General features: G+C 47.8%; 12 protein-coding genes. 8 read left to right on the top strand and 4 right to left on the bottom strand.

The features are described 5' to 3' along the window. Window positions 1-29 precede the first annotated feature (29 nt). The 3 genes from C8R34_RS10440 to C8R34_RS10430 all read left to right on the top strand — a co-directional run bounded on the left by C8R34_RS10440 (window position 30) and on the right by C8R34_RS10430 (window position 2087). Window positions 30-998, top strand: a complete 969-nt coding sequence (locus tag C8R34_RS10440; protein ID WP_110340454.1) for an MBL fold metallo-hydrolase — start codon at window positions 30-32, stop codon at window positions 996-998. 184 nt (window positions 999-1182) lie between these two features. Next, window positions 1183-1770, top strand: coding sequence for a hypothetical protein (locus C8R34_RS10435; protein WP_110340452.1), 588 nt, complete (start codon window positions 1183-1185; stop codon window positions 1768-1770). Continuing rightward, window positions 1749-2087: a hypothetical protein gene (locus tag C8R34_RS10430; RefSeq protein ID WP_110340450.1), complete on the top strand. Its 339-nt coding sequence runs from the start codon at window positions 1749-1751 to the stop codon at window positions 2085-2087. Before C8R34_RS10435 ends, C8R34_RS10430 begins: the two co-directional genes overlap by 22 nt. 436 nt (window positions 2088-2523) lie before the next feature. Here C8R34_RS10430 and C8R34_RS10425 read toward each other — a convergent pair whose 3' ends face one another. Both C8R34_RS10425 and C8R34_RS10420 read right to left on the bottom strand, forming a co-directional pair. Then, window positions 2524-4035, bottom strand: a complete 1512-nt coding sequence (locus C8R34_RS10425; protein WP_110340448.1) for a YifB family Mg chelatase-like AAA ATPase — start codon at window positions 4033-4035, stop codon at window positions 2524-2526. Window positions 4036-4115: 80 nt separating this feature from the next. Continuing rightward, complete coding sequence (locus C8R34_RS10420) at window positions 4116-4436, bottom strand: accessory factor UbiK family protein (protein WP_110340446.1); 321 nt, start codon at window positions 4434-4436, stop codon at window positions 4116-4118. A gap of 229 nt (window positions 4437-4665) precedes the next feature. Between C8R34_RS10420 and C8R34_RS10415 the strand changes: the two genes are divergently transcribed. From C8R34_RS10415 to C8R34_RS10400, 4 genes are all read left to right on the top strand, one after another. After that, window positions 4666-5667: an aminoglycoside phosphotransferase family protein gene (locus tag C8R34_RS10415; protein WP_110340444.1), complete on the top strand. Its 1002-nt coding sequence runs from the start codon at window positions 4666-4668 to the stop codon at window positions 5665-5667. Between the two features lie 19 nt (window positions 5668-5686). Beyond that, window positions 5687-6388, top strand: a complete 702-nt coding sequence (gene murU, locus C8R34_RS10410; RefSeq protein WP_110340510.1) for an N-acetylmuramate alpha-1-phosphate uridylyltransferase MurU — start codon at window positions 5687-5689, stop codon at window positions 6386-6388. 94 nt (window positions 6389-6482) lie between these two features. After that, complete coding sequence (gene pepP / locus C8R34_RS10405) at window positions 6483-7790, top strand: Xaa-Pro aminopeptidase (RefSeq protein ID WP_110340442.1); 1308 nt, start codon at window positions 6483-6485, stop codon at window positions 7788-7790. Next, on the top strand, window positions 7787-8152 hold the full coding sequence (locus C8R34_RS10400; protein ID WP_110340440.1) for a hypothetical protein: 366 nt from the start codon (window positions 7787-7789) through the stop codon (window positions 8150-8152). The genes pepP and C8R34_RS10400 overlap by 4 nt, the downstream gene beginning before the upstream one ends. Before the next feature lie 102 nt (window positions 8153-8254). Here the strand turns inward: C8R34_RS10400 and C8R34_RS10395 are convergent, their stop codons facing one another. Both C8R34_RS10395 and C8R34_RS10390 read right to left on the bottom strand, forming a co-directional pair. Further along, complete coding sequence (locus C8R34_RS10395) at window positions 8255-8935, bottom strand: SCO family protein (RefSeq protein ID WP_207896467.1); 681 nt, start codon at window positions 8933-8935, stop codon at window positions 8255-8257. 14 nt (window positions 8936-8949) lie between these two features. After that, window positions 8950-10824 (bottom strand): multicopper oxidase family protein, encoded by a 1875-nt coding sequence (locus C8R34_RS10390; RefSeq protein WP_110340438.1) that lies wholly within the window; start codon window positions 10822-10824, stop codon window positions 8950-8952. An 842-nt stretch (window positions 10825-11666) separates the two neighbouring features. On the opposite strand from C8R34_RS10390, the gene C8R34_RS10385 reads away from it, so the two are divergent. Next, window positions 11667-16574, top strand: a complete 4908-nt coding sequence (locus C8R34_RS10385; RefSeq protein ID WP_110340436.1) for a peroxidase family protein — start codon at window positions 11667-11669, stop codon at window positions 16572-16574. The last annotated feature ends 170 nt before the right edge of the window (window positions 16575-16744 follow it).

Genomic DNA, 16744 nt, shown 5'->3' with positions numbered 1-16744 from the left:
CAAGCGCCTGCGAATAAATCCGGAGAAATATGCCACTACCACTTGTTACCGATTATGAACACGGCATCAGCGCCATTGATGCACAGTTTCATCGCCCCAAACGGGCGGCGATTCACTTGCTCGTTGAAAAAGGTGCCGCTGCACTTATTGATACCGGCACATCTTTTTCCATACCGGGTGTCATTGAATCACTTAAACAAAAAAATATTGCGGTTGAGGATGTTGCCTATATCATACTGACACATATCCATCTTGATCACGCCGGCGGTGCAAGCGAATGCATGCATCTTTTTCCAAACGCCCGATTGGTTGTCCATCCGCGCGGTGCGAGCCATATGGCGAATCCTGCAAGACTTGTCGCTGGTGCAATGAGTGTTTATGGAGAAACGGAATTTAAACGTGTGTATGGCGAGATTCATCCGATAGACGTCGAACGAATTATTGAAGCGCCTGATGAAAGTCGCATTGATCTGAATGGTCGCTCATTACTATTTCTCGACACACCAGGCCATGCACGTCATCATAACTGCATCTATGATGAACGCAGTCAGTCTTTTTTTACCGGCGACACCTTTGGTGTTTCGTATCGGGAGTTTGATGTCAATGGCTTGGAATTTGTTTTCCCCACGACTTCACCGGTACAGTTTGATCCTGAGGCAGCGCACGCTTCAATAGATCGCATCATGCGCTATGCGCCGCGTTACGCGTATCTTACGCACTATAGTCAGATTGGTAATTTGGCGCATCATGCAGAATCCATGCACACTTTGATTGACGCGCATGTCACAATTGCTCAGAGTGCAAAAGATAGTGGATCTGATAGGCAATCGATTATTTCGGACGCGCTGAGGAAGTTGCTGTTAGAACGATTATCAGAACACGGTTGTCGTTTACCGCAAGCTGAAAGTGATGAACTTCTGCGCTCAGACATTCGATTGAATACGCAAGGACTGATTCATTGGCTCGATCAACCCGCTGATCGTTTCAAACGATTATGAGTTCGTGTTTTGTATCATCGTATTTATCCACGAAAATACTGGAATTTCTGGATGAGAGAATGAAGCTAATGCGAACTGTCAATCTAAGTGCTGAATTGCATAGTCCGTTCGCCACAGCGACAACTGGAACGCCTGATTGGATGCGCTTTAACTTAACACAGCGATTCTAAGAAAAGAAGAAAACGTGCTGATCGACCAAACCTTTTTGGATAACCTTGATCTGAAACTGGCAGAAGGCGGACAAGGTTTTCATCTGGCTCCGCGCCTGACTGGCGCCACCAATCGCTTCCAAACCAAGAGTTCATTTAGTCGTCTGCGCAAATTGTTGAACGAGCGCCTGAATCAGGATATCGGCTGGGATGAGGTCAGGGCTGAAATTCGAGAAATTCCTATCGCCAAACAACAAAAATATTCGGCAGCGGTCAAGTTTATTGAAAAGTCTTTCTTGGAACAAGGCAGCAAAATGTTCGAAACCTTGAGACGTTACGGTACAAAGCTCTCAAAATCGCAACAGCGTTACACGATTCCCATGGTTGAAGGCGATGCGGGTCATGGTTTGTGCGGAGAAATGGCGATCCTGTGGCTGAAAGAACAATTGAGTTCCGTCACGTTTCGCAGTGACTTCCAGCGCATCGCTGACGGCAATGTCGTTGCCAGCAATTCCGCGCTACGCGCGACCCGTGCCGCAATGGCATTGCAAACCACCAGTTCAACCAACGCGGCAGTTCAGCCAACGCCGTCTATATTCAAATGGGCGCATCCTTCGGTTTGACATTCGACGATGCCAGCCAAGCGAATTTGAGCTTTGACAGAGTCACGGGGTATATGTCGCGCAACGACAACCTGCATGTGAAAGCCTTGTTGATCGGATTTTGGAAAAGGCAGCATATGGTTGCGCTGGTTCGTGAAAATGCCGGGACTTTTCAGTTTTATGACGCCAACGTAGGCTCGTATCGTATTCAGACCAATGGTCTGAGGAATTTCCTTTCGAACTACAACGATGTCTGCTTGCCGAACAAGTGGCCAGACTACAACCAAGCGTCGACGGTTGCATTTAGTTCGCTGTTTGTCGTCAGCAGACGGCTGTAGTTCGCAAAGCACGAGTGAAACAAAAAAGCACTCACTTCAGGGCGCTTTTTCTTTTGGTTTTGAAACATGCAACGCAATCTGGCAGCAAGCGCGTCCATCGTTGTGGCTTGAATTTCTTGATCATAGGTTTGGCAGATTTCGTAGTGTTTAGTGCCAAGTGAAGGCTGCTCCCCGTGCCTGGAATCTGAAACTATGACTGTTTTTCCATGGAGATGGCGGCAAAACTTCCTAATCTTTCTATGAAAATCTAACCAATGTAAGAAAATATCAGATTCAATTTCTCCCAAAATGTCGCACACATTTTGATAGATGTGCATAAACAAAGGGATTAACTACCTTGTTGCAGCTAACTTGTAGCCACCGGACACGTTTCTGATCCTTGGGGTCGAAATTTGAGGTGGTCCTATCGGTTAGGTTTTTAATAAAGAATGGTTTTTTAACGCTTATCCAGCCTGCGATACTGAATCGCTTCTGCAATATGCTGATTGTTGATTTTCTCAATGCCGGATAAATCCGCAATCGTTCGGGCGACTTTAAGAATGCGATGATACGCCCGGGCGGACAGGTTCAAACGGCTGATGGCTTGTTTCAGCAGGTTTTCGCTGACGGTATCCAAAGCGCAATGTTGGTCAATTTCTTTAACGCTCAATCGGCTATTGGTTTTTCCCTGTCGGTCGAGTTGCAGTCGGTGTGATTTTTCAACGCGTTGGCGAATGATGCTGCTTTTCTCACCCGGTAACTGTTGCTTCATCAATTCTTGCTGCGGAACCGCTGGAACTTCGATTTGTATATCGATGCGATCCAATAAAGGGCCTGAAATCCTGCCACGATAGCGAGCGACTTGATCAGGTGTGCAGTGACATTTGCCGCTCGGATGGCCCAGATAGCCGCAGGGGCAGGGATTCATGGCGGCTACCAATTGGAATTGTGCCGGGAATTCAGCTTGGCGAGCGGCGCGCGAGATGGTGATTTTTCCGGACTCTAGGGGTTCGCGCAGCACTTCCAGTACCTTACGGTCAAACTCCGCCAATTCGTCCAAAAATAACACGCCATGCATCGCCAGCGAGATTTCACCGGGGCGGGGTTGGCTGCCACCGCCCACCAGCGCAATGCCGGATGCCGTGTGATGCGGGGAGCGGAAGGGGCGGCGCTTCCAGTTGTCGATATTGAAACTGCCGTAACTGAGTGACTGTATGGCGGCGGACTCCAGTGCTTCCGTTTCGGTCATCGGTGGCAGAATGCCGGGGAAGCGTACAGCCAGCATGGATTTTCCGGTGCCGGGCGGGCCGATCATCAGAAGACTGTGACCTCCGGCAGCGGCAATTTCCAATGCGCGTTTCGCGTGCGCTTGACCTTTGACTTCATCGAGATCGGGATAAGTCGCATCATCCGCTTCAATGCTGTTTTCGAGTGTGTTTTGATAGATTTGTAGCGGTTCATGTCCGCTCAAATGGGCGCATATTTGTAGCAATGACTTGGCGGCATAGATCGTGGCTTTTTTTACCAATGCGGCTTCGGCGGCATTTTGTTGCGGCAATACAAAGCTGCGGCCCGATTGGGATGCGCTGTAGGTCATCGCCAATGCGCCATGTATCGGGCGCAATTCACCGGTTAAAGCGAGTTCACCTGCCCATTCATACTGGTCTAATTTGTCCTTGGGAATTTGGCCGGTTGCCGCCAGAATACCGAGTGCGATGGGTAAATCAAAACGCCCGCTTTCCTTAGGCAGATCGGCAGGTGCCAGATTGATGGTAATGCGCTGTGGCGGGATTTTGAATTGCGCATTTTGCAGTGCCGCCCTGACGCGATCTTTGCTTTCCTTGACTTCAGTGTCAGGCAGCCCGACGATGGTAAAACTGGGCAAGCCGTTGGCGATATGTGTTTCCACTGTCACCAGCGGTGCTTGTATTCCTGAGAGTGCTCGGCTATACAGAACGGCGAGTGACATGTGCGAAATGGCGATGCGCGAGCGCGTTGATGCGGGCGACGATTAATATAGTAATAAGGGTTTGTAAATAAAAACCTTATTTATTTGTCGTGCATGTCTTCATGATCTTGCTTTTCTTTTGCCGGATGCGATGTCGCATGCGCATGAGTTGATTGGTGCGCGGATTTGCCCAGTTGCGTTTCCAATTCGGAGACTTTACCTTCAAGAATCATGAGCTTCTCGCGAGTGCGTTGCAAGACTTGCTGCTGTACATCAAATTCATCACGCGTAACTAAATCAAGCCGGGTAAAGGCGCCCGATAACAAGATCTTAATATTTTTCTCGATATCTTTTGCCGGACTATTTTGTAGAATTTCGCTGACTTTGGCATTGATTTCGTCGACTATGTTTTTGTTAAGCATTGTTGTTCTCCTGATTGATTGACGCACTACTTGGTCAGCTGATTGTGACGGCTACGTGATAAAATTCCATACTGTGAAATATATCGTTACAACATCGAATTATCCACTGTTATTGCCAAGGGTTCCAGTTTTAAGGATGGATAAGCATTCTGCCATGCTATTTTCAATGGATGAATAACTGAGTACCTCGATGATTTATCTAAATAACAGTTAATTTCCGGGTGCATGAATGGAACGTAAACAACTACTTGAAAATTGGGTGAGAGCGCAATTCCCGAAACGGCCATTTACGCTGCAACCGGCGTCTGCGGATGCCAGTTTTCGGCGATATTTTCGTGTCTCCTTGGATGATCGGACTGTTATTGTCATGGATGCGCCGCCCCAGCATGAAGACTGTACACCATTTCTGCACGTGGCGGAGATTCTTGCTGTAACCGGTGTGCATGTGCCAAAAATACTGGCGCAAAATTTGGATCAGGGTTTTTTATTGTTGTCGGATCTGGGTCATACCACTTTCCTGCAGGCGCTCAATGATCAAGCGGATAGCGCTGATCAGCTTTATGGCGATGCGATTGATGCACTCGTTAAGTTGCAATTGTCGCCGCAGGTAGAAGGTTTGCCTGGTTACGATGAGGCATTATTGCGGAGAGAACTCAATTTGTTTCCGGATTGGTATATTGCGCAACATTTGCAGAAAGATTTATCGGAGAAGCAGCAAGCCGTGCTGCAGTCAATTTTTACGCGGATTATACAAAACAATCTTGCGCAATCCAGAGTCTTGGTGCATCGCGATTATCATTCCCGTAATCTAATGGTGACATCCCCGAATCCCGGTATTATCGATTTCCAGGATGCTGTGGTTGGCCCGATTACGTATGATTTGGTGTCGTTGCTCAAGGATGCGTATATCCGATGGGATGAGGAGCAGATTCTGGATTGGACGATTCGTTATTGGGAAAAAGCCCGCAAGGCCGGGTTACCGGTATCTGCTGATTTCGCGGAATTTTACCGGGATTTTGAATGGATGGGCGTGCAGCGGCATATTAAGATCTTGGGGATTTTTGCCCGTCTGAATTACCGCGATGGCAAGGCGAATTATCTGAACGATATGCCGCTGGTGATGGAATATTTACGTAAAGCGTGTGAGCGCTACTCGGAGCTTCATCTATTGCATAACCTACTGGATGAACTGCATGCAATTCCGGAACAAAAAATTGGCTACACCTTCTAGTAGTGTTCCCTATAAAGCGATGATTCTCGCAGCCGGGCGCGGAGAACGTATGCGCCCGCTGACGGATGCTTTGCCCAAGCCTTTGTTGAAGGTGGGTGGCTATGCATTGATTGAATATCAGTTGAAAAACCTGGCACGTGCGGGGTTTGTCGATATTGTCATAAACCATGCGTATCTTGGTGAAATGATTGAAAATGCATTGGGTCATGGTGAGCGGTATGGTGTTAACATTCAATACTCGCCTGAAAAAAATGTTCTGGAAACAGCCGGGGGAATAGCCAATGCTTTGCCACTGCTGACGGATGAATCCAATACCTTGCCATTTCTGGTTGTCAACGCGGATATTTACTGTGACATGGATTATGCGGCGCTGCTGCCGACTATGCATAGGATGCAATCGAATACGAATCAGCGGCTTGCGCACCTAGTTTTGGTAGACAATCCACCACATCATGCCGCAGGTGATTTTGCGTTGCAGGAGGATCGGGTGATGTTGACAGGAAATAGCAAGCTGACTTTTAGTGGCATCGGCATTTACCGGCCCCCGCTTTTTAATACTATAAAACCAGGCTTGCCCGCGAAACTGGCACCCTTACTGCGGCAGGCGATGCAAGAGGGAAAAGTGAGTGGTGAGTACTTTTCCGAGCAATGGGTCGATGTGGGAACGCCGGAACGGCTTGAATTACTGGATAAGCAACTTAGATCCTTACATGGGGACTAATTTGCAAGTAGCGGGTCGTTGCAAAACATTTTTGAAGCAATGCAGAGATTTTTCCAACAGCCTATTAATTTAGAAATACTTTAGATATGTACTTATGACGCAATTCCAACACTTTATTGCACGCCGGCGGCTGCTGGCAGCTAATATGCGATCCGGTATCGCAATTATTCCGACGGCTCCGGAACAGGTACGCAATCGTGATGCGCACTATCCTTACCGGTTTGACAGCTATTTTTATTATTTGACGGGTTTTCGTGAACCCGGTGCCGTGTTGGTGATAGTTGCTGCCAGCGATCAAGCGCCAGCAAAAGATATTTTATTTTGCCGAGAAAAAGACCAGGAACGCGAGATATGGGATGGTTTTCGTTATGGCCCGGCAGCCGCTAAAGATATCTTTGGTTTTGATGAGGCGTATCCGATTTCCAAACTGGATGAATTACTGCCTCAATTATTGGCTGATCAACCTATCGTTCATGCCGCATTCGGACACGATCCTGCGTGGGATCAACGCATTGTTGGTTGGTTAAACCGGGTACGTGAACAAACGCGCACTGGCATTGCCGCACCGGGAGAAATTCATGATTGCCGCAGGTTGCTCGATGAAATGCGGCTGATCAAAGATACGGATGAATTGCAAATCATGCAGCGAGCGGCAGATATCTCAACACAAGCGCATCAACGTGCGATGCAAACAACTTGCCCAGGCATGCGTGAGTATGAAATCGAAGCTGAATTGCTCTATACCTTCTGCCGGCACGGCGCACAGGCGCCAGCCTATACTTCCATTGTGGCAGGAGGGGCCAACGCCTGTGTGTTACATTATGTGCAGAATAATGCCGAACTGAAGTCGGGCGATTTATTGCTGATCGACGCAGGCTGCGAACTTGACGGTTATGCTTCGGATATTACGCGGACATTCCCGGTGAACGGCAAATTTACCGCTGCGCAGAAAGATGTTTATCAACTGGTTCTGGCTGCGCAGCTTGCGGCCATTGCTCAGGTGCAACCGGGAAATAACTGGAACGACCCGCACCAGGCGGCGCTACACGTATTGGCGCAAGGTTTTATTGACCTGGGATTATGTCAGGGCAGTGTAGATGCGGTGCTGGAATCGGGAGATTACAAACGTTTTTATATGCACCGAACCGGGCATTGGTTGGGAATGGATGTGCATGATGTCGGTGAATACAAGCAAAAAGGCGAATGGCGCTTATTGCAAGTAGGCATGGTATTGACCGTTGAGCCGGGTTGCTATATTCGCCCGGCGGATAATATTCCGGAACATTTCTGGAATATTGGGGTACGAATTGAAGACGATGTTATTGTCACTCCAGCTGGCCATGAAATTTTAACCATGGCAGCACCTAAAAAGATAGACGAAATAGAGGAGCTGATGCAATGAACGATGAACAGAGAAAAATTATTATCAGCAAGGTTTCCGAATACCGCCAGAATGAATCAGGAGAATATCAGCAGGTACCGATTTCGCCTGTCAACCGCTGGATTACCTATGCAATGCTCATTCCGGCTGTTGTTGTCCTGATACTGATCGGCATTTTCTTTTTTGCGGCCTTTCTGGCGTTACTCGCGGTTGCAGTTGCGGTAGTCGGAACACGATTCTGGTGGCTGCGCAGGAAATATGAACGTGCAACTCAGCAACACGATGATTCAAAAACACAAACTGATGATGGTCAAACGACTGTCATTGAAGATGCGCAAATTATTGAAGAAACAGAAGTTCATCGTGCTAAGTCGAGGAAATAATAAGAAAACAAGTAAAAGCTATTTTGTGCTTGTTTCTAATGCCGCAGCTACAGTCAAATACCGCCAGCTTTGCCGGTAGTATTTGACTTATCCAGAATTTCCCTACCCATGCTTTTCATGGAAAGTATGTACCACCTTTGGATCAAGGTGATTAATGGTGGCCATGATCTGCTGCGGTTCAGACAAGGCGGGGGCCATGCTCCAGCGTTTGAGCGCATCGTTACCAATGCGTACCATCCCGGTATGATTTTCTTTCACTTGATCAAGATCGATTTCACGTTCAAAGAAACCGAGCTGGAAGCGAACCAATTCGATATCTTCCGGTGCGCCGGTAAGAAACTTCCAACCAGCTTTTATGCCATACTGATCGGTGTATTGCTTAAGTTTTTTGGGAGAATCCTGTTCCGGTTGTAAGGTGATGGAGTACATAAAGACATCGCGTCCCACACGCTCGCCCAGCATGTTCTGCACTTGCAGCAGATTGGCTGTTGCTTTTGGACAGATGCCGGCGCACTGGGCATACATCATATTAATGGCGACAACTTTATCGCGAATCAGGTCATCGTAGAATCTGACGGCTTCTCCTTCATGCGTATACAGCGTTACGTTTGGAAACGGCGTGGCGCTCAGGGTATCCCTTCCGTCCCAGTTAGCCGTAGTACTTGGCATCTTGCTGTTCAGTCTTTGCCACGCTGCATTCAAGCCAATCAAACCCAATGCGGCCACACCCATGCCGGCCAGTATTTCTCTGCGCGTATTCATGATGGTTTTTTCTTTGTTCATGATATAGCCTCCTGTTATTCCACAATGTCCCAACGCACCATCATGGCGTGGTCTTCATGGATCATGTTGTGGCAGTGCATCACATACTTGCCATGGAAATCACGGAAACGCAGAAACACTCTCAGACGTGTGTTCGGCCCTAAAACGTAGACATCTTTGCGTCCTCTCTCGTGTGCGGGTATGGGTACTTCGATTCCATCCACAAATTTGTTGAGGATGATGCCTTCTTCAAAATGGATATGAACAGGATGACTCCAACCGCCGGACGGATTATGCAGTTCCCATATTTCCGAATTGCCTATCGCTATTTGAGCGCCCGGGGAGTTGACGTTGACAAACTTATCATTGATCGACCACATGCCGTTTTTGCGCGCAAATACCCATTTTCTTATGGGTGCCGCAGCGATTTCGGTCAGAGTTGGTCTGCGTATCTTGCGTAAGGTGCTTGGTACCTGACTGACATCGGGTTCGGGAGGCTCACGATCGACAATGATCTTGAGTACGCGCATGCCTGGTGCTTTGACGCCGCTTGGCCCGCGGGTTTTATCCTGCACCAGTCGGTTGACGAGATAAAGTTCCGTTCCCACTGGATATTGGGAGAAATCCACGACGATGTCGCCGCGCTCGGCCACGCCTAATCGGACATTGGCTCGATTAAAGAGTGGTTTGGGCAGAAGATTGCCGTCGTTGGCAATGTAGGTGAATTGTTGTATCACATTGGTGGCACTGACCAGATAAAACTGATAGAACCGGCTCGGCCCTGCATTCAGCAAACGGAAGCGATACTTGCGATTGGCTACTTTCAGCACGGGTTCGATCATGCCATTGACCGTGATTTTGTCGCCCAGGGTGCCCTCCGGATCAAAATCATCGAATACATGGATACCCTCAGTGACAGTGCCCACTCCGCCGAAACGTTTGTCCTGGAATATCAGCGGATAATCGTAGGGATGGCTCGGCAGCCGCAAGGCGGCTGGATTGGGGTCATGTTCGTCGCCCGAATCGAGATCGTCGAACAGCAGGTAAAAGGCTGCGATGCCGCGGTTCGCATTGCCTGCGGTAAAGTCCAGCGTGTGATCGTGGTACCACAACGTTCCCAGCGCCTCACGCTTGTCTCCACCGACGGGATTATTGGCGTCTTTGGGAAATTCGTCGTACCCGGCATAAACATTGGGGTAGAAATGATCTTTGAATAGCCCCGGCGCGCCGAGAGTTGGTCCGGATTTTATCGGACTGAAATAGTCACCCGGGAAACCGTCGCTTTCAGAAGGCGCGTGCAGATTGTGTAGATGTATGCTGATCTCAGGTGTGCCGAAACCGACATGATTCTGTGGCAACTCGTTACGCAAGCGGAGAAGAATTGGGCGTCCATAGCGCGCAAAGATTGTAGGATTGAGGTGATCGCTATCGCTAGCGGTATGGCCCACATAGCCCCATGCAAGCTGTTTGGGATAATCCGGATGAAATTCATGATCAGTAATCGCTTCGACCTTCAATTCATAAACATCTGCCTGATCTGGCTGCAGCACCGGGTTGCCAAAAAATTCATCCCACCGTTGGTGTTTGGTGCGACCGCATTCGCCGAATACAGTATTCGGATCTCCTTGTGGTATCCGATCCGTATCTGCAAACAGATCTGTCTGTTGCAAGGGGTCAGTCGTTTCAGGTAGTTCTTTCAGCCAAGGCGTGGTTGGCGGACTGGGTGGCAACACTGAGATTACTTGCGCTACGCTTTTAGGTGAGGTCAAGATTGCCGGTGCTGCCAGGATGGTGGCACCCGTCGCCTTAAAGAAAGCGCGCCTTGATTCATTGGGTGGAGGACCGGAAGTATTATCTTGTAAACTATCAGGAGTGTTATCTTGTGTAAAATCGTCCTCTGCATTTTTCATGATATCCCCTTATGTTTCTGTATAAATTAATGAAACTGTCAGCCCAAACTACACATAACATCCTTACTTGCTTGTTGTTTTGTTTTTTCCTCCAATACATTGGTTTAGGTGAATTTACTAATTAATGATGCAATCATGCTAGGAGTGTGAGTCTGATAAATAAATAAGTAATGGCTAATTTTTATCTAAGCATTTACTTAGTCATGTACTGATTGTGATTCGCAGCAATTAATATGATTACGTTGATGTTATAGAGAGAGTGGCAATCTTCTTATTACAAAATATCAATTTTCTGTGTAATTAGAAGCGGGTGTTTCTCTGAAGAAATCACTGCTATCAATGAAATGCTTAGAATTTTCCCAATTAAGTGATTCGCACCGACATTGCTTTGGCAATTGAGATGTCGCTTAAATATTTTTGACTCAATCATCCCAGAATATCAAGTAACTGCATGAGTAATAGTGTTTTTGTAAATACCATTATCGATCGAACTGAAATAGTCGAATGAATCCTTAGAATTTATAAGTAATTGCTTAGATAAAAACTAGCATTTTGCTTATTTATACGCTCATTGATTGTGTATTAAATGTGAAGTGTATGTGTAATTTGTGTGAATTATATGTGTGTAAAATATAAATTATATGTGCATTAAATATAAATTATATGTGTATGCGTTCAATTGGAAGTGGAATTCTAAGATTCTAAATAATAAAAGTAGCAGATTAGGGAACTCGTCAAAAGCGTTGTTGAATGATTAGCTAATGTGATTGATTAATGGGCCCGGTCCGGTAAAAAATTTAACACTCATACTCTTAAAATAATTAAATTGCGAGGCAAACAAAATGGCTAATTTCAGCAGAACGGATTTGGATTTTTTACTGGATCAAATTGTTATTTCTGAAGGTGATTCTCTAGCGCAACAAGGAGGCACTTTCAATGCACTGCCGTCGCTTGTCGATAGTCCAGTGCTGCCGCATGGTTTGCGTAACGTTAACGGAACGTATAACAACCTGCAGCCAGGTCAATTTTTGTTCGGTGCGGCTGATCAAGTTTTTCCACGCTTGATGCCGGATCCGATCTTTCGTGCCGGCGATGATGTTCCTTTTGGATTTGGTACGCCAGACCAACCGGTGGGCAGTGCAACGAACTACGAGCAAACCAAAGGTTTTGTGTTCGACTCGAGACCGCGTACCGTTAGTAACCTGATTGTTGATCAAACAGCTGGTAATCCCGCTGCCGCAGCAGCTGCGGATCAAACAGGAGGCTCGGAGTTGGTTGCTGGGGTACGCATGGATGGCACGCCGTTTGAGACTTATTTTATCCCTAATGCTACACCGGATGTGGGGCTGTCGGCACCGTTCAATTCGTGGTTTACTTTATTTGGTCAATTTTTCGACCATGGACTGGATCTTGTCAACAAGGGGCAAAGTGGCACGGTATTTGTTCCATTACAGCCTGACGATCCGTTGTATGATCCGACTCCCGGTGCTCCAAACTTCATGGCGCTGACACGCGCGACCAATTTGCCGGGAGCAGATGGCATTGTGGGGGACAACCCCTCAACACCATTAGTCGATGAGAGCGCGGACGATGAACACGAACACATTAACCAGACAACGCCTTTTGTCGATCAAAATCAAACCTACACATCGCATCCATCGCATCAGGTTTTCTTACGCGAGTATCAGTTCAATTTGGCGAATAATCCTGTGTCAACGGGCCGATTGCTTGAAGATAGTGCGACCGGTGATGGGCTTGCCAGATGGAGTGACATCAAATTGCAAGCGCAAAACATGCTGGGTATTAATCTTACTGATGCTGATCTGAATAACTTGCCATTGCTTGCGACAGATACTTATGGCAAGTTTATTCCCGGAGATAATGGTTTTGCACAGCTCGTTCTGGCAAATAATACCTTGCTTGAAGGTAATCCCACAGCTAATGGTGGACTGGGTGTCAATGTTCCAGCGAATGTCGTTCGTACCGGCCATGCCTTCCTGGATGATATTGCACATACCGCAGCACCACGCGGTTCCAGTGGTGCAATGAAAACAGCTGATAGTGATAACGTAATTACCGATCCGCAATCAGTAGCACCGGGCGAATATGACGATGAATTGCTGGATGCGCATTTTATTACTGGTGATGGCCGGGGTAACGAAAATATCGGCTTAACCACGGTGCACACCGTTTTTCATGCCGAGCATAATCGCACCATTGATTTTATTAAAGAATTGGTCGATAACAGCAACGATCCTGCATTTCAAGCACAATGGGTTCTGCCGGATGGATCGTGGAACGGTGAACGTCTGTTCCAGGCAGCCCGCTTTGCTACCGAGATGCAGTATCAGCATTTAGTGTTCGAAGAGTTTGCGCGCAAGGTGCAGCCGAATGTGGATATTTTTGTCGGCTACAACAGCACAATTGACCCAGCCATTATGGCCGAATTCGCACATGTAGTTTATCGCTTTGGACATTCGATGTTGACTGAGACAGTGGCGAGAACCAATGCGAATGGCACGCCGAATGACATCGGTTTGATTCAGGCATTTTTAAACCCGGTCGAATTTGGCGCTGGTTACGCCAACAATATCGAAGCCGCCGGCGCTGTTGTAAAAGGAATGACCAAACAAGTCGGCAACGAAATCGATGAATTTGTTACCGAAGCCCTGCGCAACAATCTTGTCGGCCTGCCGCTCGATTTGGCCACGATTAACATGACGCGTGCTCACGATACCGGTATTCCATCATTGAATGAAGCGCGCCGTATGTTCTATGAAGATACTGGGAACAACGCTACTTTGCAGCCTTACGAGAGTTGGGCCGATTTCGGATTGAGTATCAGGCATCCTGAATCGCTGATCAACTTTATCGCGGCCTATGGCACACATACCAGTATCACCGGTGCAACAACACTGGAGGACAAGCGCTTAGCAGCTCAGGCTCTGGTGGACGGTGCAGAAAGTGGTTCAGATGCCGATGCGGTTGATTTTATAAACGGCTTCGATGCGTATGCAAGCTTGCCGTCTGGAGTGACCACTACCGGCGTAGATGCTATTGACTTCTGGATCGGTGGCTTAGCCGAAAAACAAGCGCCATTTGGCGGATTGCTGGGTACTACCTTCAACTTCGTTTTCGAAACGCAAATGGAAAACCTGCAAGACGGCGATCGCTTCTATTATCTGGCCCGTACTGCCGGTCTCGATTTTCTTACGCAGCTGGAGGAGAACTCATTTGCTGAACTGGTGATGCGTAATTTGCCGGATACCAAACATTTGCCATTCGATATTTTCTCGACACCGGCTTATACCTTTGAAGTGGGTAATCTGGGTACCAGCGGTCCGATCGAGGATGATCTAGATACGTTGGATGTCAATGAAGCGACACTGAAAAATCACTTGAATAGACCCGCTTTGGTTCGCGATACTACGTTGGGTACAAATACCATTCGCTACACTGGCGACCAACACGTGGTGATGGGCGGTACCGAGAATGCCGACAGAATACGCGCTAGCGAGGGAGACGATACGATCTGGGGTGACGGCGGCAACGACCGTCTGGAAGGTGGCGCCGGTAACGATTCGATCAACGGTGGTGACGGCAACGACCGCATTAGCGATTCGTTCGGCGATGATAATATTAAAGGCGGTGATGGTCACGATGTCATCAATGGCGGTCCCGGTATCAATCTCATTTTGGGGGGCGCTGGCAGCGACTTTGTTATTACTGGTAACGATATTTCAGAGGTTTTTGCCGGTCCGGGTAATGATTTTATCTTTGGCAATACACCCAATGAAGTCATGATGGGTAACGAAGGTGACGATTGGATTCAAACCGGAACAGCAGCTGGCGCTCCGGGCGATAACGCTGACCCCTTCGGACGCGATCCAATCCGCGGCAACGATGTCTTTATCGGCAATGGCGGACTCGACGAATTTATGGGCGAGGGAGGTGACGACTTGATGAACGGTCTGGCTGGCGTGGACAGAAATGACGGTGACAGCGGTTTTGATTGGGCCTTTAGCAAGGGTAGCACCGTCGTTGCCGATATTGATTTGACAAGAAATATTCTGCCAGGTCCCTTCTTGGAAATTGTTGATCGCTATGATTTTGTTGAAGCTGCATCAGGATGGAATCTTAACGATATAGTACGCGGTGATAACCGTACCAACGTCGAATTGGAATTGGTCGACCCACTTACGGGACAAAACAATGCGCTGGATAATGTCAATAATCCAGTCGGCGGCGGACATAGTGCTGCTGACAGGATTGCGCTAATTGATGGATTGAGTGCCTTACTGGGCGGCGCAACTTCGTTCAGTGCCGGTAACATTTTGCTGGGCGGTGCAGGCAATGACTTGATCGAAGGTCGTGGTGGCGATGATATCATCGATGGCGATGCTTGGCTTAACGCTCGGATTAGCGTTCGGAATGTTGCTGACACTGCAGAGCTTGCAAGTTTCGACAACATGACTAGCGCGTTGCGGACAGCGATGCAAGCGGGAACCTACAGCCCCGATCAACTCAGAATTATTCGTAAGATTGAGATTGCACCGGCTGGTACCAATATCGATACAGCCGTATTCCGAGATGTTTTTGCCAGTTATATATTGACTGTTAGTGCCGATGGCACGATATTTGTTGATCATACCAATCCTACTGTGGCAGCGATCAACGATGGTAACGATACGGTTCGTAACGTCGAGCGGCTGCAGTTTACTGATAGAATTGCAGTTATCGGTACAGCCGGGGATGATAACTTGGTGGGCACAGCCAATAATGACACATTGATCGGTTTGGGTGGTAATGATCGATTGGATGGCTTGGATGGCGTGGATGCATTAATTGGTGGTCCAGGGAACGACACTTTTGTGGTTAATACCACTACCGATACGATTACCGAAGCCGCTGGCGTTGCAAATGGTAATGACACGGTGGAAAGTTCGGTGACATTCACAATAGCGGCTGCTCCTAACCTTGAAAATATTACGCTGACGGGCGCCAATGCAATCAATGCGACAGGCAATGCTGCGATCAATATTCTTATTGGTAATAATAATAATAATGTACTGACAGGCGCTGCCGGCAACGATACGCTTACGGGTAACGACGGCAATGATACATTGGCTGGCGGTATCGGTAATGACACCATGAACGGCGGTGCAGATAATGATATCTATATCGTTGATAGTCTTCTCGATTCGATTACTGAATTGGCTGGCGGGGGTATCGATACAGTTCGTAGTTCGATAACCTTGACGTTAGTAACTAACCCCTCTCTTGAGAATCTCGAGTTCACCGGCGCGGCTGCAATCAGTGGAACGGGTAATGATGCAAATAATATTCTCACAGGTAATGGTGCCAATAATGTACTCTCAGGTGGCAATGGTAATGACGATCTGTTTGGTGGAATCGGCGCCGATTCGCTGACAGGTGATGCCGGTGCGGATGATTTCAACTATAGCGCGATCAACCAATCCACTCCCGGTGCAGCAGGTAGAGATAGTATCGCCGACTTTACGCACTTAACTGACAGGATCGACCTGAGTGCAATCGATGCTGTCGTGGGTACCGTAGTTAATGATTCTTTCGACTTTATTGGTGCTGCTGCCTTTTTTGCGGCTGGACAAGTACGTTACGCAGGTGGTGTTCTGCAAGCGAACGTAGGCGGCGCTAATGGCAATACTGCTGACTTTCAGATTCAATTGACAGGCGCGCCAGTATTTACTGCAGCGGACTTGGTTGCTTAATTGAGGCAGGGGAAGCTATGGAGAACGCAGACCTTTGAGTCTGCGCTCTCTAAAAATCTTTAGTAGTTGTGTAATGATAAAGAAGTTTGTCGCTGAGTTTTTTAAAAAACAAACTCTGTGCGGTAAGACAGGGTTTGTTTAAGTGTTTCCAGTATGCTGATTTATGACTA

It is taken from the genome of Nitrosomonas sp. Nm84 (assembly GCF_003201565.1).
GTDB lineage: Bacteria > Pseudomonadota > Gammaproteobacteria > Burkholderiales > Nitrosomonadaceae > Nitrosomonas.
Note: the sequence above shows the minus strand (reverse complement) of the source record. Positions and strands in the feature narration are given on the sequence as shown.